The 20,801-nt window shown below is 72.9% G+C and carries 19 protein-coding genes; 11 read left to right on the top strand and 8 right to left on the bottom strand.

Features of this window, described 5'->3' with window-relative positions; genetic code table 11:
* Positions 1-102 precede the first annotated feature (102 nt).
* Together ACFYT9_RS15385 and ACFYT9_RS15380 are read right to left on the bottom strand one after the other, a co-directional pair.
* The gene (locus ACFYT9_RS15385) at positions 103-522 is read right to left on the bottom strand and encodes a PPOX class F420-dependent oxidoreductase (RefSeq protein ID WP_389163744.1); all 420 of its coding nucleotides are present in this window, start codon (positions 520-522) and stop codon (positions 103-105) included.
* Between the two features lie 15 nt (positions 523-537).
* Positions 538-1,161, bottom strand: a complete 624-nt coding sequence (locus ACFYT9_RS15380; RefSeq protein ID WP_389163741.1) for a TetR/AcrR family transcriptional regulator — start codon at positions 1,159-1,161, stop codon at positions 538-540.
* Between the two features lie 251 nt (positions 1,162-1,412).
* On the opposite strand from ACFYT9_RS15380, the gene ACFYT9_RS15375 reads away from it, so the two are divergent.
* From ACFYT9_RS15375 to ACFYT9_RS15360, 4 genes are all read left to right on the top strand, one after another.
* Positions 1,413-2,381: a tetratricopeptide repeat protein gene (locus ACFYT9_RS15375; RefSeq protein ID WP_387272931.1), complete on the top strand. Its 969-nt coding sequence runs from the start codon at positions 1,413-1,415 to the stop codon at positions 2,379-2,381.
* 628 nt (positions 2,382-3,009) lie between these two features.
* The gene (locus ACFYT9_RS15370; RefSeq protein WP_389163738.1) at positions 3,010-3,678 is read left to right on the top strand and encodes a DUF6230 family protein; all 669 of its coding nucleotides are present in this window, start codon (positions 3,010-3,012) and stop codon (positions 3,676-3,678) included.
* A 108-nt stretch (positions 3,679-3,786) separates the two neighbouring features.
* Positions 3,787-4,356 carry a DUF6114 domain-containing protein gene (locus tag ACFYT9_RS15365; RefSeq protein ID WP_389163735.1) on the top strand — a complete coding sequence of 190 codons (570 nt, stop codon included), beginning with the start codon at positions 3,787-3,789 and terminating at the stop codon, positions 4,354-4,356.
* A complete protein-coding gene (locus tag ACFYT9_RS15360; protein ID WP_389163732.1) occupies positions 4,346-5,719 on the top strand; it encodes a hypothetical protein in 1,374 nt (457 codons plus the stop codon). Before ACFYT9_RS15365 ends, ACFYT9_RS15360 begins: the two co-directional genes overlap by 11 nt.
* A gap of 88 nt (positions 5,720-5,807) precedes the next feature.
* Here the strand turns inward: ACFYT9_RS15360 and pyk are convergent, their stop codons facing one another.
* From pyk to pta, 3 genes are all read right to left on the bottom strand, one after another.
* Positions 5,808-7,238 carry a pyruvate kinase gene (gene pyk / locus ACFYT9_RS15355; RefSeq protein ID WP_387272939.1) on the bottom strand — a complete coding sequence of 477 codons (1,431 nt, stop codon included), beginning with the start codon at positions 7,236-7,238 and terminating at the stop codon, positions 5,808-5,810.
* A 74-nt stretch (positions 7,239-7,312) separates the two neighbouring features.
* Positions 7,313-8,611 carry an acetate kinase gene (locus ACFYT9_RS15350; protein WP_389163729.1) on the bottom strand — a complete coding sequence of 433 codons (1,299 nt, stop codon included), beginning with the start codon at positions 8,609-8,611 and terminating at the stop codon, positions 7,313-7,315.
* The gene (pta, locus tag ACFYT9_RS15345) at positions 8,608-10,701 is read right to left on the bottom strand and encodes a phosphate acetyltransferase (RefSeq protein ID WP_376600448.1); all 2,094 of its coding nucleotides are present in this window, start codon (positions 10,699-10,701) and stop codon (positions 8,608-8,610) included. Before pta ends, ACFYT9_RS15350 begins: the two co-directional genes overlap by 4 nt.
* 334 nt (positions 10,702-11,035) lie before the next feature.
* Here pta and ACFYT9_RS15340 point away from each other — a divergent pair, with 334 nt between their 5' ends.
* The gene (locus tag ACFYT9_RS15340; RefSeq protein WP_387272945.1) at positions 11,036-12,061 is read left to right on the top strand and encodes a 6-phosphofructokinase; all 1,026 of its coding nucleotides are present in this window, start codon (positions 11,036-11,038) and stop codon (positions 12,059-12,061) included.
* A 201-nt stretch (positions 12,062-12,262) separates the two neighbouring features.
* Here ACFYT9_RS15340 and ACFYT9_RS15335 read toward each other — a convergent pair whose 3' ends face one another.
* The 3 genes from ACFYT9_RS15335 to ACFYT9_RS15325 all read right to left on the bottom strand — a co-directional run bounded on the left by ACFYT9_RS15335 (position 12,263) and on the right by ACFYT9_RS15325 (position 15,680).
* On the bottom strand, positions 12,263-12,871 hold the full coding sequence (locus ACFYT9_RS15335; protein ID WP_387273027.1) for a helix-turn-helix domain-containing protein: 609 nt from the start codon (positions 12,869-12,871) through the stop codon (positions 12,263-12,265).
* A gap of 443 nt (positions 12,872-13,314) precedes the next feature.
* Positions 13,315-13,995, bottom strand: a complete 681-nt coding sequence (locus ACFYT9_RS15330; protein WP_387273029.1) for a response regulator — start codon at positions 13,993-13,995, stop codon at positions 13,315-13,317.
* A 5-nt stretch (positions 13,996-14,000) separates the two neighbouring features.
* A complete protein-coding gene (locus tag ACFYT9_RS15325; RefSeq protein ID WP_389163725.1) occupies positions 14,001-15,680 on the bottom strand; it encodes an ATP-binding protein in 1,680 nt (559 codons plus the stop codon).
* 159 nt (positions 15,681-15,839) lie between these two features.
* Between ACFYT9_RS15325 and ACFYT9_RS15320 the strand changes: the two genes are divergently transcribed.
* From ACFYT9_RS15320 to ACFYT9_RS15295, 6 genes are all read left to right on the top strand, one after another.
* Positions 15,840-17,285, top strand: coding sequence for a cation:dicarboxylate symporter family transporter (locus ACFYT9_RS15320; RefSeq protein WP_389163722.1), 1,446 nt, complete (start codon positions 15,840-15,842; stop codon positions 17,283-17,285).
* 31 nt (positions 17,286-17,316) lie between these two features.
* Positions 17,317-18,063 (top strand): nitroreductase/quinone reductase family protein, encoded by a 747-nt coding sequence (locus ACFYT9_RS15315; RefSeq protein ID WP_389163719.1) that lies wholly within the window; start codon positions 17,317-17,319, stop codon positions 18,061-18,063.
* Positions 18,064-18,120: 57 nt separating this feature from the next.
* Positions 18,121-18,537 (top strand): MerR family transcriptional regulator, encoded by a 417-nt coding sequence (locus tag ACFYT9_RS15310; RefSeq protein ID WP_387272953.1) that lies wholly within the window; start codon positions 18,121-18,123, stop codon positions 18,535-18,537.
* A 5-nt stretch (positions 18,538-18,542) separates the two neighbouring features.
* The gene (locus tag ACFYT9_RS15305; RefSeq protein ID WP_376600459.1) at positions 18,543-18,896 is read left to right on the top strand and encodes a thioredoxin family protein; all 354 of its coding nucleotides are present in this window, start codon (positions 18,543-18,545) and stop codon (positions 18,894-18,896) included.
* Positions 18,897-19,150: 254 nt separating this feature from the next.
* Positions 19,151-19,606, top strand: coding sequence for a GNAT family N-acetyltransferase (locus ACFYT9_RS15300; protein ID WP_389163716.1), 456 nt, complete (start codon positions 19,151-19,153; stop codon positions 19,604-19,606).
* A 192-nt stretch (positions 19,607-19,798) separates the two neighbouring features.
* A complete protein-coding gene (locus ACFYT9_RS15295) occupies positions 19,799-20,674 on the top strand; it encodes an alpha/beta fold hydrolase (RefSeq protein ID WP_389163714.1) in 876 nt (291 codons plus the stop codon).
* Positions 20,675-20,801 lie beyond the last annotated feature (127 nt).

Raw genomic sequence — 20,801 nt, 5'->3', positions numbered from 1 at the left:
GCCCGAAGAAGCCGGCAGGCCGGTACGGGACCCCCGTACCGGCCTCCGGCGTGTGTCGGCGGACCGGTACGGGAATGCCCGTACTCGGCCCGCCGGTGCGTGTCAGCGGACCGAGCCCAGCACCTTCGACGGGGTGATCCGGAGCGTCACCCGGACCTTCTCGGGCGGCAGTTCCCGGTACTCCCGCCCGGCGTCCGCGCCCTCGTACTTCTCGGCCAGCGCCACCGCAAGGGCCCGGCCCTCGTCCTCGGTGACCGTCGCCGAGCCGCGGATCTCGGTGTAGCGGTCCGGGTCGCGGCGGTCGAGGAGGGTGAGGGAGACCCGGGCGTCGGCCCGGATGTTCTTGACCTTGCGGCGGCCCTCCTGGCTGGAGACGACGACGTCGTCGCCGTCCCGGCCCACCCACACCACCGAGGTCTGCGGGGAGCCGTCGGGCTGGATCGTGGCCAGGACCGCGTGGTTCACGTCGTCGAGCAGGGCGCGTACCGCCTCGGAGAGCCGGATGTCCGTACGAATGATCATGCGGGCACGGTAGCGCTAGCCGAGCGCGGCCACCGCGCCCAGGCCGCCGACCAGCAGCGTGGAGAGCCGCGCGACCCACTGCCCGTCCACCGGCTCGGCGCTCACCAGAGCCCGGTGCACCACCGCGCCGGCGACCACGTCGAAGATCAGGTCGTCGGTGGCGTCCACCGCGACCGGGTCCCGGTCGGCGGGGAGCTCGCCGCGCTCCTGGGCCCGCCGGCGTCCGTCCAGGACGAGCCGCTTCTGGCGTTCCACGATCGAGGTGCGGATCCGCTCGCGCAGCGGGGCGTCCCGGGTCGACTCGGCGACCACGGCCATCAGGGCCGTCTTGGTCTCGGGGCGCTCCAGGAGACCGGCGAACTGGAGGACGACGTGCTCGATGTCGGCCTGGAGGGAACCCAGGTCGGGCAGTTCGAGTTCATCGAAGAGGACGGCGACGGCGTCGACCACCAGTTCGTTCTTGTTGGCCCACCGGCGGTACAGGGTGGTCTTGGCGACTCCGGCCCGGGTGGCGACGTCGCCCATGGTCAGCCCGGACCAGCCCAGCTCCACCAGGGCCGCGCGGGTCGCCTCCAGGATGGCCGCGTCGGCCTCGGTGGACCGGGGGCGGCCGGTGCGTGGGGTGGTGCGGCTACACATGAACGACGACCATACCCGCCGGTAGGTACGGCGCCAGAGGCGCGTGATGTGAGGCAGTTCACGGCCCGGGACTCCCGCCGGCCGGGCCCCGGCCATTACGCTACGACCCGTAGCGAAAGGCATTGAGCGGCCTGAGCGACAACCATCGCAGGACCGCCGGGTGGGGACCCGGCGGGTGTGGCGCCCTCGGCGGAGGGCGCTGTTCAGCCATGACTTACCGGTTCGGCGTGCGGAGGGGGGAGGATGTACCCATGCAGCCCCGAAACATGTCCATGAGCGGCGTCGTCGACCTCGCCGCGGTGAAGGCGGCCGGAGAGGCCAAGGCGAAGGCGGAGCAGGCGCGTGCCGAGGCCGCCCGCCACGGCGGGCCCGCGGCGGTGCCGCCCTCCGCCCTCGTGATCGACGTCGACGAGGCGGGCTTCGAGCGCGATGTGCTCCAGCGTTCCGCCGAGGTCCCGGTCGTCCTCGACTTCTGGGCCGAGTGGTGCGAGCCCTGCAAGCAGCTCGGCCCGCTCCTGGAGCGGCTGGCCGTGGAGTACGACGGCCGTTTCCTGCTCGCGAAGATCGACGTCGACGCCAACCAGATGCTGATGCAGCAGTTCGGCATCCAGGGAATTCCGGCCGTTTTCGCGGTCGTCGCCGGTCAGGCGCTGCCCCTCTTCCAGGGCGCGGTGCCCGAGGCGCAGATCCGCCAGACCCTCGACCAGCTGATCCAGGTCGGCGAGGAGCGCTTCGGTCTGACCGGCCTCGCCGTGGACCGGGACGCGGACGGCGCGGAGTCCGCCGAGCGGCCGGCCGCCGGTCCGTACGACGCCCTTCTGGAGGCGGCCATGTCCGCGCTCGACGCGGGCGACATGGCCGGTGCGGTGCAGGCGTACAAGAACGTGCTGGCCGACGACCCCGAGCACCCCGAGGCCAAGCTGGGCCTCGCCCAGGCCGAGCTGCTCGCCCGGGTGCAGGGCATGGACCCGCAGACGGTGCGGAAGAACGCGGCGGACCATCCGGCGGACGTCGCCGCCCAGATCGCCGCCGCCGACCTGGACCTGGTGGGCGGTCACGTCCAGGACGCCTTCGGGCGGCTGGTGGAGACCGTGCGCCGGACCTTCGGCGAGGACCGGGACGCGGCGCGGCTGCGTCTCCTGGAGCTGTTCGAGGTCATCGGCCCGGAGGACCCGCGGGTGATCGCGGGCCGTCAGGCGCTGGCCCGGGTGCTGTTCTGAGCCCCGAATTCCCCGCCCCGCACTAAGCGCCTGCTCAGGGCGGGGAATGGCGCCGGATCGTCTGCCGATTTGGCGACACGGTGACAAGTGGCGGCCGCGCTTTACCAAATCTTGATAATCGCGGCCGCTGTTACTTGCAGTAAATCGAACCCGTGAGTCTGTCCGGGTTCACCCTCCTATAAGAGGACTTTCCGCACCACGCGCCTCCACCCTGCGTACCCACCCGGCGGCATCGCGCCATGGCGTGGTCACGCATCCGTTACTAGCGAGTAATGAACCCCTTGTGCGGGCGCCGGTAATGGACCACGATCGGCCACGCTCGGTCCGAACCGCACGCCCCGGCAATCGCCCGGGACGCGCGGCGAGGGTCCCCACCGGGCGGGCCGGCGCCCCTGGCGGCCGGCCATCGGACAGGGGGGTTCCTGCTCCCACCGGGCAGGACCTGTCCACCGGGCCGTGCGCACGCGCGGCACATGGTTGTCGCTCGGGGGTGATCGCCGGTGATCAGGACGCGCTACGCGCCTCCTCATGCCTCGGCGCTCTCCTTCCCGAGGACGTAGCTCTTCTCCCATCCCAGGACGGGCCCCGGGCCCTTCTTGGAGATGTACGTCCGAGAAGGAGGATTCTCATGAAGTCCCAGGTTCGTGGCGGGACCAGATGGAAGCGGTTCGCCGTCGTCATGGTCCCGAGCATGGCCGCCACGGCCGCGATCGGTGTCGGCCTGGCGCAGGGCGCGCTGGCCGCGTCCTTCGCGATCTCCGGCCAGGAGTTCAAGGTCACGACGGACAAGCTCGAGGGCACCGAGTTCGTCCAGTACGGCAGCATCGCGCACGGCAAGAATCTGGACGGCTCGCCGCTCCACGCCCCGGTCGCGGTCTCCGGCTTCGACACGGCCAAGATCACCAACATGTGCCAGTCCGTCGTGACCCCGGTTCCGGGTCTCGGTGACATCACCCTCCGCCTGGAGGCGGGCACCGCCGCGGCCAAGACCGGCAAGGACGAGGACAAGGTCCAGGCGAAGGACATCTACCTCGATGTCTCCTACCTGGAGGCCGACGCCGAGTTCGAGCGCATCGACATCGGCGTCGCCGCCGGCTCGCTCCCGAAGTACGACGGTGGCCAGGGCATCCAGCCCAAGACCCAGGCCGACCCGAACGGCTTCTCGCAGCGCGCCGACGTCGCCACGCTGAGGAACGTGAAGCAGAAGGCGTGGGCCACCACGGCCGCCACCTTCAAGCTCCCGGACCTGAAGCTGGCCCTGCACCGGGGCACGTCCAAGGAGTGCTTCCAGGGCTGATCCCGGCCCTTGAGGGTGCGGGCCGTTCCGGCGGCCCGCACCCGCTCCGGGGCCTGGCCCCGCCCTCTCCACCTTTCTCAGCAACACCGCTTCCAGGGAGCTGTTTCCATGAGCGCCGAGACCCCTGCCTCCCGCGAAGTCCCCAAGAAGGAGAACCGGTTCAAGGTCTGGCGGCAGACCCGGCCCTTCTGGGCGGGACTGTTCACCATCATCGCCAGCGTGCCGATCGCGTACCTCCCCTACGGGGACGTGCGGCTCGGCAACATCACCCTGGCCATGGCCACGACCGCGGGCGCCGGCGCCCTGATCATCGGCGTCCTGCTCTTCACGCTCGGCCTGACGATGTGGTTCCAGCCCGTCGTCCGGGTCTTCGCCGGCATCGCGGCGATCGTGCTGGGCCTGGTCTCCATCCCCGTGTCGAACTTCGGCGGTCTCGTCATCGGGTTCTTGTTCGCCCTCGTCGGCGGCGGCATGTCCGCGGCCTGGGCACCCGCCCCGCCGGTCGAGGAGACCGACGACGCGGAGCACGACGGTGCGCCGGTGACCTTCGAGAAGACCGCGGACGCCTCCGAGCCCGAGACGGAGCCGGTGATGGCGGCCGGTGTCCCCGAGCAGGCGCACGGACCGGCCACCGACACGACGACCGACGCCAACGGCGGGAGGAACAGTGCGGGGTGACGACACCCAGCCGACTGTCGCGAAGAGCGGGCCGCGGCACGCGGCCCCTCGTAAGACGCTGCTGAACAGGATCCAGGGCCCCGCGGGCAAGGCGATGGCGTTCGCCGCCATGCCGACCGCCGTGCTCATGGGCATGGGCCTCGCGCCCAGTCCCGCACTGGCCGACGAGAAGGACATCCCCTTCGCCCCCGGCCCCTGTGTGACCCGCTCCGACGAGCCGGTGGCGGAGGAGACGACGGCCACGCCCACGGCGAAGGCCACCGAGACCGCGAAGCCGGAACCGACGGCGACGGCCACCAAGCCGTCGGGACCGTCCGGAGAGCCGACGGCGACCCCGTCCGCGACCGCCACCGCGACCCCGTCCGCGACCGCCGAACCGAGCGGTACGGCGAGCCCGGAGCCGACCGCGACCACGTCCGCGGCCACCGCCGCGCAGGGCGGTGCCCAGGAGGCGGCGCCCGCCGCCGACACCGCGCCGACCACCGCCGCGCCCACGCCCACGAAGTCGGTCAACCCGCTCGACCCGCTGGGCGTCGGCGACAGCATCAAGGACTTCTTCGACGGGCTCGCCCCGAAGAAGCAGGAGCCCACGGCGACCCCGTCGGCCACTCCTTCCGCGACCTCGACGCCGACCCCTTCGGCGACGACGGCCGCACCGCGGCAGAAGGCGGCCACGGCGGAGGACACGGACCCCCCGGCCACCGAGGCCCCGGCGACCAAGCCGCCCGCCGCGAAGCGCGAGACGGCCGACGCGACCAAGGCCGCCATCGAGGAGGCCGCAGAGAAGGCCGGCGTACCGGTCGAGGAGCTGCCCGAGAGCGCGCAGGGCCTGGACGCCAAGCCGGACACCGACATACCCGACGGCGCCAAGCCCCGCTTCCCGTGCCCCGAGCGCGACGACGCGGCGCTCGCCGCCGCGGAGGTCGAGCCCGGTATCCCGCTGCTGCCGGACGCCCCCTGGCGCCTGGAGAGCACCAGGCTCACGCTGAGCGGCCTGAAGTACCACGGCATCGTCGAGGTGAAGACCTACGGCGGCCAGGTCAAGAAGGTCCTGAAGTTCACCGCGACCTACATCGGCATCAAGGACCTGCACCAGATCACCGAGCACTCCGAGGGGCGCGAGGGCCACGTCCGCTCCAGGAAGGGCTCGGAGTCGACGATCACCGACGGCACGGTGACGATGTACACGGAGGAGCTGAAGGGCAACCTCCTCGGCATCATCCCGATCACCTTCGGTCCCGAGTCGCCGCCCCCGCTGGACCTCCCGGCCGTCTTCTTCACCAACGTGAAGCTGAAGCAGGCCGGCCAGTTCGGCGGCACCCTCAGGGTGAAGGAACTCCGCAACACCATCGAGCCCGCCTGATCCCGCACCGCTCCGGGAGCCGCGCACGGCGACGGCCTCCCCTCCCGTCAGGGAGGGGAGGCCGTCGCCGTGCCAGGGGTGCGGGGCGTCAGGCGCTTTCGCCGCCGCCCAGGTGGTGCACGCGGACCATGTTGGTGGTGCCGGGGACGCCGGGGGGCGAGCCGGCGGTGATGACCATGGTGTCGCCCGCGTTGTAGCGCTGGAGCTTCAGGAGCTCGGCGTCGACGAGGTCCACCATGGCGTCGGTGTTGTCGACGAAGGGGACCAGGAAGGACTCGACGCCCCAGCTCAGGGTGAGCTGGTTGCGGGTGCCCTCGTCCGTGGTGAAGGCGAGGATCGGCTGCTGGGTGCGGTAGCGCGAGAGGCGCCGGGCGGTGTCGCCGGACTGGGTGAAGGCGATCAGCGCCTTGCCGTCGAGGAAGTCGGCGATCTCGCAGGCGGCGCGGGCGACGGAGCCGCCCTGGGTGCGCGGCTTCTTGCCCGGGACGAGGGGCTGGAGGCCCTTGGCGAGCAGCTCCTCCTCGGCCGCGGCGACGATCTTCGACATCGTCTTGACGGTCTCGATCGGGTAGGCGCCGACCGAGGACTCGGCGGAGAGCATGACCGCGTCGGCGCCGTCCAGGATGGCGTTGGCGACGTCGCTCGCCTCGGCGCGGGTCGGCCGCGAGTTGGTGATCATCGACTCCATCATCTGGGTGGCGACGATGACCGGCTTGGCGTTGCGGCGGCACATCTCGACGAGGCGCTTCTGCACCATCGGGACCCGCTCCAGCGGGTACTCGACGGCGAGGTCGCCGCGGGCCACCATGACGGCGTCGAAGGCCGCGACGACCTCGGCCATGTTCTCGACGGCCTGCGGCTTCTCGACCTTGGCGATGACCGGGACCCGGCGGCCCTCCTCGTCCATCACCTTGTGGACGTCCTTGACGTCCGCGGCGTCGCGGACGAAGGAGAGGGCGACCATGTCGCAGCCCATCCGGAGGGCGAAGCGGAGGTCCTCGACGTCCTTCTCGGAGAGGGCCGGGACGTTGACCGCCGCGCCGGGCAGGTTGATGCCCTTGTGGTCGGAGATCACGCCGCCCTCGATGACGACGGTCTTGACCCGGGGGCCCTCGACCTCGACGACCCGCAGCTCGACGTTGCCGTCGTTGATGAGGACCTGGTCGCCCTTGGAGACGTCGCCCGGGAGGCCCTTGTAGGTGGTGCCGCAGATGGACTTGTCGCCGGGGACGTCCTCGGTGGTGATGGTGAACTCGTCCCCGCGGACCAGCTCGACCGGCCCCTCGGCGAAGGTCTCCAGACGGATCTTGGGGCCCTGGAGGTCGGCCAGCACGCCGACGGCGCGGCCGGTGTCGGCGGAGGCCTTGCGGAGACGGTCGTACCGCTCCTGGTGCTCTGCCTGGGTCCCGTGGCTCATGTTGAAACGGGCCACGTTCATACCGGCCTCGATGAGAGCCTTCAGCTGCTCGTACGAGTCGACGGCGGGGCCCAGTGTGCAGACGATTTTGGAACGGCGCATGAGGCGGATCCTATCGGTTTGTTTCGCTGCGGAATATTCCGGCTGGCGGAAAGTACAAATGGGCGCGGGTCCGCTCAGGCGTTTGTCGTTCGAGTAACTTTTCCGCCCGCGCTCTCGCCCGAACTTTCGACCGCCCTTTCGCCCCCGCTTTCGCCCCCGCTTTCACCCGTCAGGGCGAAGGTCTGGCGGGCGATCTCCAGCTCCTCGTCGGTGGGCACCACGGCCACCGCGACCCGGGCGTACTCGGGCGAGATCACCCGCGGTTCGCCGGACCGTACGGCGTTGAGCTCGGCGTCCACCGCGAGGCCCAGCTCCTCCAGGCCGCCGATGGCCGCCTCCCGCACCGGCGCCGCGTTCTCGCCCACACCGGCCGTGAAGACGACGGCGTCCACGCGGCCGAGCACCGCGTAATAGGCGCCGATGTATTTCTTGAGCCGGTGGATGTAGATGTCGAAGGCGAGTGCCGCCGCCGGATCTCCCTCGTCCACCCGGCGCCGGATCTCGCGCATGTCGTTGTCGCCGCAGAGCCCGACGAGTCCGGACTTCTTGTTGAGCAGCACGTCGATCTCGTCGGCGTCCATGCCGGCCACCCGCTTGAGGTGGAAGGTGACCGCCGGGTCGATGTCGCCGGAGCGGGTGCCCATGACCAGGCCCTCCAGCGGGGTCAGCCCCATGGAGGTGTCCACACAGCGGCCGCCGCGCACCGCCGAGGCGGAGGCGCCGTTGCCGAGGTGCAGCACGATCACGTTCACCTCCTCCGGCTCCTTGCCGAGCAGCTTCGCCGCCGCCCGGGAGACGTACGCGTGCGAGGTGCCGTGGAAGCCGTAGCGGCGGATCCGGTGCGCGTCGGCGGTCGCCACGTCGATCGCGTACCGGGCGGCCGACTCCGGCATCGTGGTGTGGAAGGCGGTGTCGAAGACCGCGACCTGCGGCAGGTCCGGGCGGAGCGCCATCGCCGTGCGGATGCCCAGCAGGTTCGCCGGGTTGTGCAGCGGCGCCACCGGCACCAGGCGCTCGATCTCGGCGAGCACCTCCTCGTCGATGACGGTCGGCTCGGTGAAGCGCAGCCCGCCGTGCACCACCCGGTGGCCGATCGCGGCCAGTTCGGGGGAGTCCAGGCCCAGCCCGTCCGCCGCCAGTTCCTCCGCGACCGCCTTGAGCGCCGCCGCGTGGTCGGGGATCGGGCCGGTCCGCTCCCGCGGCGCGCTCCCGCCGCCCTGGAGCGGGGTGTGGGCGAGCCGGGAGGTGTCCTCGCCGATCCGCTCCACCAGGCCGAGGGCGAGCCGGCTACCGTCGCTCATGTCGAGCAGCTGGTACTTCACCGACGAGGAGCCGGAGTTGAGGACGAGGACGCGGGTCGGGGTGCCGGTCATGCGGGGAGCTCCTCAGCCGGGGTCGGGACCTGGGACTGGATCGCCGTGATGGCGACCGTGTTGACGATGTCGCTGACGAGGGCGCCGCGCGAGAGGTCGTTGACCGGCTTGCGCAGGCCCTGGAGGACCGGGCCGACCGCCACGGCGCCGGCCGAACGCTGCACCGCCTTGTAGGTGTTGTTGCCTGTGTTCAGGTCGGGGAAGATCAGCACGGTCGCCTGGCCCGCGACCTCCGAGTCCGGCAGCTTGGTCGCCGCCACGGAGGGCTCCACGGCCGCGTCGTACTGGATCGGGCCCTCGATCCGCAGCCCGGGGTGCGCCTCGCGGACCAGCTTGGTGGCCTCGCGCACCTTGTCGACGTCGGCGCCGGAGCCGGAGGTGCCGGTGGAGTACGACAGCATCGCGATCCGCGGCTCGACGCCGAAGCGGGCGGCGGTGGCGGCCGACTGCACGGCGATGTCGGCGAGCTGCTCGGCGTTCGGGTCCGGGTTGACCGCGCAGTCGCCGTACACCAGCACCTTGTCGGCGAGGCACATGAAGAAGACCGAGGAGACGATCGAGGCGTCCGGCTTGGTCTTGATGATCTCGAAGGCGGGGCGGATGGTCGCGGCGGTCGAGTGGACGGAGCCGGAGACCATGCCGTCGGCCAGGCCCTCCTGGACCATCAGGGTGCCGAAGTAGTTCACGTCGGAGACGACGTCGTACGCCAGTTCCACGGTGACGCCCTTGTGGGCGCGCAGCGCCGCGTACTTCTCGGCGAAGACGTCCCGCAGCTCGGAGGTCTGCGGGTCGATCAGCTGGGTGCCCCGCAGGTCCACGCTGAGGTCGGCCGCCTTCTTGCGGATCGCCTCGACGTCGCCGAGCAGGGTGAGGTCGCAGACGTCCCGGCGGATCAGCACGTCGGCGGCGCGCAGCACCCGCTCCTCGGTGCCCTCCGGCAGCACCACCCGGCGCCGGTCGGCCCGGGCCTGCTCCAGCAGCTCGTGCTCGAACATCATCGGGGTGACCCGGCCGCTGGGCGCCACCGAGATCCGCTTGAGCAGGTCGGAGGTGTCCACGTGCCGCTCGAAGAGGCCGAGCGCGGTCTCCGCCTTGCGCGGGGTGGCCGCGTTCAGCTTGCCCTCCAGGGCGAAGAGTTCGGCGGCGGTCGGGAAGCTGTTGCCGGGGACGGAGATCACCGGGGTGCCGGGCGCGAGCCGGGCCGCCAGGGTGAGGACCGCGTCGCTGGGCCGCTCGTCCAGGGTGAGCAGCACGCCGGCGATCGGGGGCGTACCGGCCGAGTGGGCGGCGAGCGCGCCGACGACCAGATCGGCGCGGTCCCCGGGCGTGACGACGAGGCAGCCGGGGGTCAGCGCGGCGAGGAAGTTCGGGAGCATCGCGCCGCCGAAGACGAAGTCCAGGGCGTCGCGGGCGAGCCCGGCGTCGTCGCCGAGGACGACGCTCGCGCCGAGCGCGTGGGTGATCTGGGCGACCGTCGGGGCGGCGAGCGCCGGCTCGTCCGGGAGGACGTAGCAGGGGACCGGCAGCCGGGCGGCCAGCCGCTCGGCGATGGCCTCGCGGTCCTCGCCCGCCACCCGGTTGACGACCATCGCGAGGACGTCGCAGCCCAGGCCGTCGTAGGCGCGGAAGGCGTTGCGCGCCTCGGCCCGCACCGACTCCGCCTCCTGGCCCTTGCCGCCGACGACCGGGATGACGGAGGCGCCGAACTCGTTCGCCAGGCGCGCGTTGAGCGCCAGTTCGTCGGGGACCTGGGTGCCGGCGAAGTCGGTACCGAGGACGAGGACGACCTCGTACTCCCGGGCGACCGCGTGGAAGCGGTCGACCAGCCGGGAGAGGAGTTCGTCGGTGCCCTGCTCGGCCTGGAGCGCGGACGCCTCGTGGTAGTCCATGCCGTAGACCGTGGAGGGGTCCTGGGTGAGGCGGTAGCGGGCGCGCAGCAGGTCGAAGAGGCGGTCGGGGCCGTCGTGCACCAGCGGCCGGAACACCCCCACCCGGTCCACCTGTCGGGTGAGGAGTTCCATGACTCCCAGCTCGACGACCTGGCGGCCGTCCCCGCGGTCGATCCCGGTCACGTACACGCTGCGCGTCACGCCGTGGTCTCCTGTCCAGTCCTGCGGAAGGGGCCCGTCCCGTGGAGGGGCCGTCCTGCGCGAGGGCCCGGCCCTTCCTCGGGGCCCGGCCCTCGCCCTGCGTCAACCCTGAGCCTCCAAAAGAAGCCGACAGGGTGGCATTACCCCCTTGACAATACCCCCGCACCTGGGTAGGTCGCCCGCTGTACGAAGGGCCTCCGCGCAGGGACGAAAGACCCCCGGAAGGACCCGTTCCCGGCACGCGCGGAGCGGCGGCGAACGCCCCGGGCGCATCCGTCGTGTGAGAATCGAAACGGCTCAAACGGAACCTCGACCGAGCAGGAGACAGAGCACGATGCGCATCGGAGTCCTCACCGCAGGCGGCGACTGCCCCGGCCTGAACGCAGTGATCCGGTCGGTCGTGCACCGGGCGGTGACCAATTACGGGGACGAGGTCATCGGCTTCGAGGACGGCTACGCCGGGCTCCTCGACGGCCGCTACCGCCCCCTCGACCTGAACGCCGTCAGCGGCATCCTCGCCCGCGGCGGCACCATCCTCGGCTCCTCCCGCCTGGAGCGCGACCGCTTCGCCGCCGCCTGCGACAACGCCAAGGCGCTCGTCGAGAAGAGCGGCTTCGACGCCCTCATCCCGATCGGCGGCGAGGGCACCCTGACCGCCGCCCGGATGCTGTCCGACGCCGGCGTGCCGGTCGTGGGCGTCCCCAAGACCATCGACAACGACATCTCGTCGACCGACCGCACCTTCGGCTTCGACACCGCCGTCGGCGTCGCCACCGAGGCGATGGACCGGCTGAAGACCACCGCCGAGTCCCACCAGCGGGTGATGGTCGTCGAGGTGATGGGCCGCCACGCCGGCTGGATCGCGCTGGAGTCCGGCATGGCGGGCGGCGCCCACGGCATCTGCCTGCCCGAGCGCGCCTTCGACCCGGCCGACCTGGTCAAGATGGTCGAGGAGCGGTTCGCCCGGGGCAAGAAGTTCGCCGTCATCTGCGTCGCCGAGGGCGCGCACCCCACCGAGGGCACGATGGACTACGGCAAGGGCGAGATCGACCAGTTCGGCCACGAGCGCTTCCAGGGCATCGGCACGGCCCTCGCCTACGAGCTGGAGCGCCGCCTCGGCAAGGAGGCCCGTCCGGTCATCCTCGGCCACGTCCAGCGCGGCGGCACCCCGACGGCGTACGACCGCGTCCTCGCGACCCGCTTCGGCTGGCACGCGGTGGAGGCGGTGCACCGCGGCGAGTTCGGCAACATGACGGCGCTGCGCGGCACCGACGTGAAGATGGTCCCGCTCGCGGAGGCCGTCACCCGGCTCAAGACGGTCCCCCAGGACCGGGTGCGCGAGGCCGAGTCGGTCTTCTGACGGCCGCACGCGCGCGCGGACGACGAAGGACGGAAGGCCCGGGCGCCGGGCCTTCCGTCCTTTCTTTGCCCGGGCCTTCCGGCCCGGATCGCGTCGTGGTCCTCGTGCCGGGATCGCGTACCGGTCCTTGTGCCGGGATCCCGTACCGGTTCTCGTGCCCGAGTCCTGTCCTGGTCCTCGTGCCCGGATCCCGTTCCGGTCCTAGTGTCCGACCGCCGCCCAGAAGTGGTCGGCGACCGCCTCCAGGTAGGCGCGGCCCTCGTCGCCGGTCGCGGCCGAGGCGCCCCAGCCGGTGGTCGCCGCCATCCGGGCGTGGTACTCGGAGTGCAGCCGCGCGAGGGCCGGTTCCACCACCCGCTTGGGCAGCGGCAGCAGGCGGACGACCGGCTTCACGTACGCCTGCCAGCGGGTCGTCGCCGCGTCCCGCAGCAGCTCCGCGAGCTGCTCGTCGCCGCCGGTGGCGGTGATGAGGGCGCGCGGACCGAGGCCGAGGACCTCGGCGAGCGCGGCCGTCTGCCGCTCGGTCCCCTTCCAGCTGCCCTCGTCCTCCATCCGGCGGTACGCGTGCGTGGCGACGCCCACCTGGTGGGCCAGCTCCTCCACGGAGAGCCCGCGTGCCACGCGGTGCTCCCGCAGGGTGGTGGGGAGGGCGATCAGGTCGGCGGGCGAGCACCAGAGGACGCCCGCGAGGGCGGTCAGCTCCTGCTCGGTCGGCCGGAGGGTGCCGCGCTCCCAGGCGGCGACGGTGTCGGGCGCGACGGGGAGGCCGTACTGGGCCCGCAGGCCGTAGGCGACATGACCCGGCGCCATGCCGAGCGCCTGGCGCAGGCGGCGGGCGGCCGGGGCGTCGAAGGGAGGAGAGGGATGGTGCACCCGACCACGGTAGGGGTCTGGGAGGATCTGTGGCTACGGTGCGTTCATCTGAGGCCACGGCCTGTAGGAACGTCGGAACCGGTCGGTAATCGGTACGTGACGTCCGGTGAGCGGTGCGGACGCCGCCGCGTCGCGACCGCGTCGGTGGTGGGGGCTCGCGCCGGCGGGAAGGGCTCCGTCTGTGTGCTTCACGCGGGCGGTACGGGCTCCGCTCCAGCAGCTCGCGCCGGCGGGTACGGGCTCCACCCGAGAGGCCCGCGCCGGTGGTGGGGGCTCCGCCTCCAGCGTCCGCCCGGCGACGCGGGCCCGGCCCCCGGCGCCCGTACCGCCTTCGCCCCCATCGCTCCGGGCACGGCGCGGCTCCGCCCCGCCCCGTGTGGTCAGCGGTCCGCGCCGCGCCAGCGGTACTGGAGCTCGGGGCGGCCGATCTGGCCGTACTGGGGGGCCCGTAGCGCGCGGCCCTCGGTCACCAGGTGCTCCAGGTAGCGGCGGGCGGTGATCCGCGAGATGCCCACCGCCGCCCCCGACTCCGCCGCCGTCAGGCCCGCCGGCGCCTCCCGCAGCGTCCGCGTCACCGCTTCCAGGGTCGGACCGCTCAGGCCCTTCGGCAGGGCGGCCGGATGCGGGGCGCGCAGTGCGGCGAGCGCCCGGTCGACCTCGTCCTGCCCGGACGCCTCCCCGGCCGCACCCCGGAACTCGGCGTACCGCACCAGCCGGTCCCGCAGCGTGGCGAAGGCGAACGGCTTGAGGACGTACTGGACCACGCCGAGGGACACCCCCTCGCGCACCACCGCCAGATCGCGCGCCGAGGTCACCGCGATCACGTCCGCCCCGTGCCCGGCGGCCCGCAGCGCCCGCAGCAGCGCGAGCCCGTGCCCGTCCGGCAGGTAGAGGTCGAGCAGGATCAGGTCGACGGGGACCCGGTCGAGCAGCCGTACCGCCGCGGCCCGCGAGTGCGCGACCCCGACCACCCGGAAGCCCTCCACCCGCCCGGCGTACAGCGCGTGCGCGTCGGCGGCGACGGGATCGTCCTCGACGACCAGCACCCGGATCTCCTGCACCCCGCTCACGCGGCACCTCCCTCGGGGGCCGCGGACCTGACGGCGGGTCCTGCCTCCGCCGCCCCGGCCCCCTCCGCGTGGCGCGGCAGCGGCACCCGGACCGTGAAGCGCGCGCCGCCGCCCGGGGCCTCGTCCAGGGTCAGGGTGCCGGAGGCGCGGGTGACGGCCTGGCGGACCAGCGCGAGGCCGAGGCCGCGGCCGGGGCCCCGGGTGGACCAGCCCCGGCCGAGGACCGCGTCCCGGTCGGCGGGGCGGACGCCCGGCCCGCTGTCGTCGACCCGGAGCAGCAGCTCGCCGTCGCCCGTCCGGGCCGCGACCGTGACGGTCACGCGCGCGTGCGGGGCGCCGCCCGCCGCCTCCACCGCGTTGTCCACGAGATTGCCCAGGACCGTCACCAGGTCCCTCGGCTCCAGGGCCGGCGGGAGCAGGCCGTCGTCGATCCGGCTGTCCTCGGTGAGGACCAGCTCCACGCCCCGCTCGTTGGCCTGGGCCGCCTTGCCGAGCAGCAGCGCCGCCAGGACCGGTTCGCCGACCGCGTCCACCACCCGGTCGGTGAGCGCCTGGGCGAGCTCCAGCTCCGCCGTGGCGAACTCCACCGCCTCGGTCACCCGCCCGAGTTCGATCAGGGACACCACCGTGTGGAGCCGGTTCGCCGCCTCGTGCGCCTGTGAGCGCAGCGCCTCCGTGAACCCGCGCTGCGAGTCCAACTCGCCCGACAGTGACTGGAGTTCGGTGCGGTCCCGGAGTGTCACCACGGTGCCGCGCCGCTCGCCGCCCACCACCGGGCGGGTGTTGACGACGAGCACCCGCTCGTCGGTCAGATGGGTCTCGTCCACCCGGGGCTCGGAGGAGAGCAGCGCCCCCGTCAGCGGCGCCGGCAGCCCGAGCTCGGCCGCCGGCCGGCCCACCACCCCCTCGTCCAGGCCCAGGAGTTCACGCGCCCCGTCGTTGATCAGCGCGATCCGCCGCCGCCCGTCGAGCATCACCAGGCCCTCCCGCACCGCGTGCAGCGCGGCCTCGTGGTAGTCGTGCATCCGGCTCAGCTCGGCGGCGTTCATCCCGTGGGTGTGCCGCCGCAGTCGCGCGTTGACCACGTACGTCCCGGCGCCGCCGAGCGCGAGCGCCAGGCCCGCCATCCCGAGCAGCGCGGTCACCTGCTCCCGTATCTGCGCGCTGATCCGCTCGATGGTGATGCCCGCGCTGACCAGGGCGACCACCCGACCGCCGGAGAAGACCGGGGTGATCGTCCGCACCGAGGGGCCGAGGACCCCGAGGTGGGTCTCCGAGAGCGTCTCGCCGCGCAGCGCGGGCTCGATGTGCCCCAGGTAGTGGCGGCCGATCTGCTCCGGTTCCGGGTGCGTCCACCGGGTGCCGTCGGGCGCCATGATCACCACGAAGGCCACGTCCGCCCGCCGGCGCAGCTCCTCCGCGTACGGCTGGAGCGCGGCGGACGGATCGGCCGAGCGGGCCGCGGCCACCACGGACGGCGAACCGGCCACGGCCGTCGCGGTCGCCGTGGACTGCCGGCGCGCGGTCTCCTCGGCCTGGTCCCGGTCCGTGAGGTACGCGAAGACCGCGCAGCCCGCCACGACCGCGGCCATCAGCACGACCTGCATCGCGAAGAGCTGGCCCGCCAGGCTGCGGGGCCGTGGCCGGGGGAGCGGGCGGAGGGACGGGAGACGCATGCGAGAAGTGTGCACGCCGGGATTTGCTCCTGAGCGTTGCGTTCCCGAATCGTGCCCTTCCCCGCCGGCCGCCCCGGCCCCGTCCGGGCCGGTCACGGGGGACGGCGACGTTTCGGCCGTGAACGAAAGGCACGCAACGGTGACCCCGGTCACAGGCTGATGGATAGTCGCGGAGTCCACCGGGACGTGGACACCCATCAGCGCGAGGAGGACCCCGTGGCCGCACGCCGGGACCGTACCCACTATCTGTATCTGGCCGTGATCGGCGCCGTTCTGCTCGGCGTCGCCGTGGGCTTCCTCGCCCCCGGCGTGGCCGTCGAGCTGAAGCCGCTGGGCACCGGCTTCGTGAACCTGATCAAGATGATGATCTCGCCGATCATCTTCTGCACGATCGTCCTGGGCGTCGGCTCGGTCCGCAAGGCCGCCAAGGTCGGCGCCGTCGGCGGCCTCGCGCTCGGCTACTTCATGGTGATGTCGACCGTCGCACTCGCGATCGGCCTGCTCGTCGGCAACCTCCTGGAGCCCGGTTCCGGCCTCCACCTCACCAAGGAGCTGGCCGAGGCCGGCGCCCAGCAGGCGGAGGGCGCGAGCGAGTCCACCGCCGACTTCGTGCTCGGGATCATCCCGACGACCCTGGTCTCCGCCTTCACCGAGGGCGAGGTCCTCCAGACCCTGCTCGTCGCCCTCCTCGCGGGCTTCGCGCTCCAGGCGATGGGCCCGGCCGGCGAGCCGGTGCTGCGCGGCATCGGCCACATCCAGCGGCTGGTCTTCCGCATCCTCTCGATGATCATGTGGGCGGCCCCGGTGGGCGCCTTCGGCGCCATCGCCGCCGTCGTCGGCGCGACCGGCCTCGACGCCCTCAAGTCGCTCGCCGTCATCATGATCGGCTTCTACCTGACCTGCGCCCTCTTCGTCTTCGTCGTCCTCGGCGCGCTGCTCCGGCTGGTCGCCGGGATCGGCATCTGGGCGCTCCTGAAGTACCTGGGCCGCGAGTTCCTGCTGATCCTCTCGACCTCCTCCTCCGAGTCCGCGCTGCCCCGCCTGATCGCCAAGATGGAGCACCTGGGCGTCTCCAAGCCGGTCGTCGGCATCACCGTCCCCACCGGCTACTCCTTCAACCTCGACGGCACCGCCATCTACCTCACGATGGCCTCGCTCTTCGTCGCCGAGGCGATGGGCGACCCGCTCTCGATCGGCGAACAGATCTCCCTCCTCGTCTTCATGATCATCGCCTCCAAGGGCGCCGCGGGCGTCACCGGCGCCGGCCTCGCCACCCTCGCCGGCGGCCTCCAGTCGCACCGCCCCGACCTCGTCGACGGCGTCGGCCTGATCGTCGGCATCGACCGCTTCATGAGCGAGGCCCGCGCCCTCACGAACTTCGCGGGCAACGCCGTCGCCACCGTCCTCGTCGGCACCTGGACGAAGGAGATCGACCGGACGCGGGTGACCGAGGTCCTGGCGGGGAAAATCCCCTTCGACGAGAAGACGCTCGTCGACGACCACGCCCACCACGCCGACCACGCACCCCACGCCCCGGCCACCGACCCCGGGCCCGTTCCGGACCAGCGCGACCAGGGCGAGGAGCGCGCCCGCGCCGGAGTATGACCGCCGCGAACCTCCTCCCGGGACCCGGGCCTTGAGCCGGATCCGGGCACCGGGAGGAACCCGCCCCGCGCCGAAGGCCCTTGACAGCGTCAAGGGCCTCCGCGTCGTCGGCTCGGCCGGCGGCTCCGACCGCCACCCGGACTGGTACCGCAACATCCTGCGGAACCCCACCGTCACCGTCGAACTGGGCGCCGACACCTGGCAGGCCACCGCTGTCGCCGCCACCGGGACCGAACGGGACGCGCTCTTCGCGAAGGCGGTCGCCGCCGCCCCCGGCTACGCCGACTACCAGCGGGCCACCAGCCGCGTCCTGCCCGTCGTCGTCCTCCACCGGATCCCGGCCTCCGACCACACCCCGCCGAGCCGGCCCGACGCCCTCGCCGACGAGCCGGTGAAGATCCACGACCGGCTGCGCGGCGAACTCGCCGTCCTCGCCGAGGGCCTCGCCACCCCCGGCACGCCCGACCTCACGGTGGAGCTCCGCCGCCGCCTCACCTTCTGCGCGGGCCTCGCCACCCACCACGGCGGCGAGGACGCCGGCCTCTTCCCCTACCTGGCCCGGGAGTTCCCCGGGAAGGCGGAGGTCTTCGAGCGGCTGCGGTCCGAGCACGACACGGTCGCCCGCGCCCTGGAGGATCTGCGCGGGATGCTCGCCCGGGTCGAGGACACCGGGCCGGGGGAGCTGCGCCCCGCGTTCGAGCGGCTGCGGTCGGAGCTGGAGACGCACTTCGCGTACGAGGAGGCGGAGCTCGTGCCCCTCCTCAAGGCGGTCGGCTGAGCTTCCGTACTCCGCGGCCTTGCCCTGACGTCGGCGTCAACGCGTACGTTCGGCGGCATGCGCATCGGAGAGCTGGCCGAGCGGGCCGGGACGACCACGCGGACCCTGCGGTACTACGAGTCCCGCGGTCTCCTGCCCGCCCGGCGCACGGCACAGGGGCACCGGACCTACGACGAGGGCGACCTCCGGCTGCTCCGGGAGATCCGGACGCTCCAGGACTTCGGGTTCGAGCTGGAGGAGACCCGGCCGTTCGTCGACTGTCTGCGGGCGGGCCACCCCGCGGGGGACTCCTGTCCCGCCTCGGTGGCCGTCTACCGCCGCAAGCTCGACGAGCTGGACGCGCTGCTCGGCCGGCTCCACGAGGTCCGCGACCAGGTGGCCGTCCAGCTGCTGAGGGCCGAGGCGGACCTGCCCGCGGGCCCGGCCCCCCGATGCGAACTGGGCGCGGAGACGACCGGAGGTACGGAGGAGTGACGGAGATGACGGACATGACGAGGAACCCCGTGGCGGCGACGGTGCGGGAGACGACCGACGCGGAGTTCGCGGCGGACGTGCTGTCGGCGGGGCCGCCGGTCCTGGTGCAGTTCACGGCCGTCTGGTGCGGCCCCTGCCGCCAGCTGAAGCCGGTGCTCGCCGCGCTCGCGGCCGAGGAGGAGGGCCGGCTGCGGGTGGTCGAGATCGACGTCGACCGCAACCCCGCGACCACCGCCCGCTACGGCGTCCTCGCCACCCCCACCCTGCTGGTCTTCCAGGACGGCGAGCCGGTGAAGTCCCTGGTCGGCGCCCGCCCGAAGCGGAAGCTCCGGGAGGAGCTGGCGGACGTCCTGGCCTGAGCCGGCCGGCCCGCGCCGGCCCGTCAGCGAGGTCGGGGCCGGTCGGCTCTCTTGTCGGCCCCGTCGACGAGGCCGGGGCCGGTCGGCGCTTCTGTCGGGCCCGGCCCTCTCCGCGTGACGGGCTCGGGGCCAGTGGGCTCCCGCCGGGTCCCCGCCCCTCCCCATGACGTGGTCGCGGCCGGTCGGCTCCCGCCGGTCCCGCCCCCCTCCCCGCGACGCGGTCGGGGCCGGGCGGCCCGTGCCAGACTCGACCCATGAACCATGATCACGACGAGACGGGACTGACCGTCGGCGACCGCGATCCGGAGCTGACGAAGATCCTCGACGCCGGCCTCGACGCGTACAACTTCGCGGCCACCGGGACCACCGCCGAGGACCAGGGAGAGCTCTCCGTACGGGCGGTCGACCCGGCAACCGGCGAGACCGTCGGCGGCCTCACCGCCTGGACCTGGGGCGGGCTGCTCGGCATCGACATGCTGTGGGTGCGCGAGGACCACCGCCGAGGCGGCTGGGGGAGCAGGCTGCTGCGCGCGGCCGAGGCCGAGGCCGGCCGGCGCGGCTGCGACCGCGCGGTGGTCTCCTCCTTCACCTTCCAGGCCCCGGACTTCTACCGGCGCCACGGGTACGTGGAGACCGGCCGGACGCTCGGCATCCCGGGCGGCGCGCAGGACGTCCACTTCCACAAGAAGCTGGTGACCGACACCCCGTGACCGCGGGGGAGCCGGGCCCCTCCCCGGGGCCCGGCCCTCCGCGCTTCCCGCAGTCCCGTCCGGCTCCCGTCCGGCTCCCGTCGGCTCCCGTCCGGGTCCGGCCCCACTCCCGTCCGGGTTCGCCCTTGCCATCCTCGGCACTGTCGCAATACGATACGTCTCGTCTTGTTGAGCCGACGGGAGGAGATCCGCATGACGCGGGAACGGTATGTGGACGTGGAGCCGGGCGTACGACTCTGGGCCGAGGAGCACGGAGCCGCCGACCGGCCCCCGCTGCTCCTGGTCATGGGCGCCCTGGCGTCCGGCCTCGCCTGGCCCGACGAACTGGTGGCGCTGCTCGCCGAGCACCACCGGGTGATCCGCTACGACCACCGGGACACCGGCCGCTCCACCTGGGCCTTCGACGAGAACCCCTACCCCCTCTCCCGGCTCGCCGAGGACGCCGTCGCCGTCCTGGACGCGTTCGGGGTCGACCGGGCCCATGTCGTCGGCATGTCGCTCGGCGGGCTGATCGGCCAGCTCCTGATCGCCGACCACCCGGACCGGCTGCTCAGCGCCACGCTCATCGGCACCGGCGCGGTCAGCACCGCCCCGTACGTCCGCCCCGACGGGACCCGGGTGCCGGCCGAGGAGCTGCCCGGCCCCTCGAAGCACCTCCTGGAGTTCTGGTCGCTGCCTCCGGAGGAGCGGGACCTCGACGCGGAGCTGGACCACCGGGTCGAGCACTGGCGCGCCCTCGCCGGCGACGCCCTTCCCTTCGACGCGGACTGGTTCCGCGCGCAGGAACGCGCGATCGTCGCCCACACCGGGCATCACGCGCCCGGCACCGCCCACGCCCTCGCCGACGCGTCCGGGCTGCTGCGCACCGACGAACTGGCCGCCACCGAAGTGCCCGTCCTGGTGATCGCCGCCCCGGCCGAACCGGTCACCCCGCCGCCGCACGCCGAGCACCTCGCCCAGGCGATCCGCGGCGCCCGCATCGCCGAGATCCCCGGCATGGGCCACGCCCTGCCCCCGCAGGTGCACGCCCCGCTGGCGGAGGCGATCCTGCGTCACACGGAGAGCTAGACGGAGAGCGGACGCGGGCACAAAAATACCCCGGCTGAATTGACAGTCGGGGTGGTGCGGCGCCTATATTAGTGAATTCCGTGTGTCTGTTCCAAGCTTATGCCGGACGAATTCACGGAGCATTTCA

Source organism: Streptomyces sp. NPDC004435 (assembly GCF_042873895.1).
Taxonomy (GTDB): Bacteria; Actinomycetota; Actinomycetes; order Streptomycetales; family Streptomycetaceae; genus Streptomyces.
This window is presented reverse-complemented; position numbering and strand designations above follow the sequence as displayed.